The 2,583-nt window shown below is 48.5% G+C and carries 4 protein-coding genes; 2 read left to right on the top strand and 2 right to left on the bottom strand.

The window, feature by feature from the left end; translation table 11 throughout:
- Positions 1 to 417: 417 nt before the first annotated feature.
- Both ABYV26_RS24300 and ABYV26_RS24295 read right to left on the bottom strand, forming a co-directional pair.
- A complete protein-coding gene (locus ABYV26_RS24300; RefSeq protein WP_372683931.1) occupies positions 418 to 1,245 on the bottom strand; it encodes a YiiX/YebB-like N1pC/P60 family cysteine hydrolase in 828 nt (275 codons plus the stop codon).
- Positions 1,246 to 1,370: 125 nt separating this feature from the next.
- The gene (locus tag ABYV26_RS24295; protein ID WP_372683930.1) at positions 1,371 to 1,610 is read right to left on the bottom strand and encodes a hypothetical protein; all 240 of its coding nucleotides are present in this window, start codon (positions 1,608 to 1,610) and stop codon (positions 1,371 to 1,373) included.
- Between the two features lie 325 nt (positions 1,611 to 1,935).
- On the opposite strand from ABYV26_RS24295, the gene ABYV26_RS24290 reads away from it, so the two are divergent.
- Both ABYV26_RS24290 and ABYV26_RS24285 read left to right on the top strand, forming a co-directional pair.
- Positions 1,936 to 2,355 carry a hypothetical protein gene (locus ABYV26_RS24290; RefSeq protein ID WP_372683929.1) on the top strand — a complete coding sequence of 140 codons (420 nt, stop codon included), beginning with the start codon at positions 1,936 to 1,938 and terminating at the stop codon, positions 2,353 to 2,355.
- Positions 2,356 to 2,452: 97 nt separating this feature from the next.
- On the top strand, positions 2,453 to 2,583 hold a 131-nt coding region (locus ABYV26_RS24285), incomplete at its 3' end, for an RNA polymerase sigma factor (protein WP_372683932.1).

The following is a 2,583-nucleotide window of genomic DNA, read 5'->3' as shown; positions in this document are numbered from 1 at the left end:
GTGAACGCTGAACATGTGAACGCTTACAAAAATTCGATTAACGATAAGGACCAAGTTAGTCGGTTGACGGAACACCAGACGATGTCATCCCGGAAGCAGCGAAGCGGATATCAGGGATCCAGAAAGCCGATTGCGCAAAAGGATAGCGCTATGGTTTGATCGTTAAAATTAAACACGATCCGAAATCAGTGCAAGTCGTTTATATGAACCGCGATAGCGAGCGCATTCCTCGCCGCTTGCGGCGGGGTTAGCGAGCGAACTGAAAATTGACATTCATCCTTACTGTGAACCCTCCCCGCGGCTTGCCGCGGGGAGGGTTCGATTGAGCACTTGCTATCCGCCTGCTTTTTGCAATGGCTTTATATGGTCTATCGATCGCAAATTTGCCAGAGCATGTGAATCCATAATAAAAGCTACCTATTCTTTTGCCCAAATCGATTTGTATTCGAAGCTGCCCAAGCCAATGATGTTGTATTTGACGATCTCGAAATTGGGGCTCAAGTCAAAATCTCTGGGAACGATTTGAGAATAGTGGCGCATGATCAACTTTGACCCATAGGGGTCGTTTATTTGGTTGTTGTCGACATCTGTCGACGGCAGCAAAGCAGGGACGATCGGATAACCGACTTTTTGAAAGGCGTTGGCGATCATCCCCGAACAGATCACTTTGTATTCGGTACACCCACCTAAACACGCCTGGATGGTTCTTTTTTTAAACGGATTTAAAAATGGCGGCAGGAGAAGCAGCACCAAATCCGTCAGGTTTTCGTGGTCGTAATAATTGCCTAAATTGCCGACCGTATCTTTAATCACGGCAGTCAAATCCTGCGGGGAAATGCCAAAGGGCCGGCATATCCGGATATTGTGATCCTTGTATTTGTTCAGGGGGACGACGATCACACCATTGGCGGCATCCGCCTCGATCAACATATGCTGCCGGTCGGTCTCATCGAGGCCCTTCAATATGCTTTGGACGCCGTCGTCGGTGGAATGATCCAACCGGTTAGCGACATAAATGGCCGCATGGCTCCAGGCGCTTTTGGTGATAATTTGAATGATCTGGCTTAATTTGGATCGGCCTTCGACCAGCAGTACATCGCCCGGTTGGATTTCTCTATACAGGTTCTGCATGTTATTGATGATCCGCTGCTCGTAAGATGGAAGGGGTAGCTCCAGCCGTCTGAGAAGATACCGGCCGATTCGCGTCAACACATGATTCGATCGTTTTTCGGATTCATTTCGCATTTTTCACCTTTTAGGGTGCAAACGCATGGCGTGCGCCGTATGCATTATCCCGATCCATGTTTAACCCAGAATATCACGCTGGCCACCAGAAAATAGAGCCCTGAAAGCTCGACAACCAGGAAGATTCAATAATACCACAGGTTGCGAATCATCGTCGTCGGTACGAGTACGCCCATGCCCACAGCCCCCAGGCAAACCAATGAATAACAAGTATAAAAATATGCTTTTGCGACCAATCCGGTGAGGAAAAACATGCTGATTTTCGTGATTACCAGCAGGTTGTTGATCCGGCTCAGATTACTCCAGTAATTCACGTGATCCGTATCGAGCGCATGCTGTAATCTCTCAATTCGATTTTTTAGCATATTGCTTTTTCCCTCTGCCCCCCCATTCAGCCCATGTCCATAACTGATTGTCGTTGTATCGCTACCAAGCTTACAACACACAACCCATTTAGTATGCAACGAAACTGGCCTTGGTTCTGCGGCAAGCTCGACAATCGCTCAACTTGGGTTGAATAAACTGTCGCTGCGGTTGTAAGGGTTTGTGCAAACTGCCGACCAATGCAGCAAACGGAAGACACCGTTTCTAAAATAGAGGCAAAGGGTTTTACACATATCCAACACGACAACAGGGGTGCGGGCTGCAATTTGGCGACACCCTGTGGTTTTTAATCAGAAGGAGACCCGTATGAATTCCAAAATGATCTTCCAAACAGCAATTATCGGGGTGCTCAGTATCTTCATCATTTCTGTAACCTGGGCGTCAGCCGATGGGCGCACGCGGGTACTCGAATCGACGGCCAAACACCCTGACGCAAGCGGGACCGCCTTTATCGGCCAAGAACATGTGAGCATTCAAGCACGCGGTCTCAAACCCGATTCGGTGTACACGGTGTGGTTTGTCAACATGAAGCCTAACAAGCATGAAACCGGTGCGGGCACGGCACCCTATATGTTCCGGACCGACAAATGGGGCGACGGAAATTACACGGCTCACTTGAATGAAGCACCCTTTGGCAAATGGGCCATGATTATGGTGGTGCTGCATCCTACCGGTGACCCGAAAGACATGAAAAATATGGTGGGCGCCTTGAAAGCGCCTTTATGATGAAAACTGCATTGCAACTTGAAAAATCGGCTCAATTTGATACCTTGATGGACAACACTTCACGTTGGGATCACTTGACGAAGGGTATCCGATTGGAATGAAGGACTCGCCAAAAATAAATGCCGACATGTGGGTGGATCAATACGGCGATTCGCTCTTTAATTTTGCTCTCGCCAGGGTCAAGGACAGGGAAATTGCCGAAGATCTAGTTCAGGAAACGTTCCTGGC

The sequence above is a fragment of the Desulfosarcina sp. genome (assembly GCF_041551955.1).
In the GTDB taxonomy this organism is placed as follows: domain Bacteria; phylum Desulfobacterota; class Desulfobacteria; order Desulfobacterales; family Desulfosarcinaceae; genus Desulfosarcina.
The sequence above is the reverse complement of the archived record's forward strand: the minus strand, read 5'-3'. Positions and strand labels throughout refer to the sequence as shown.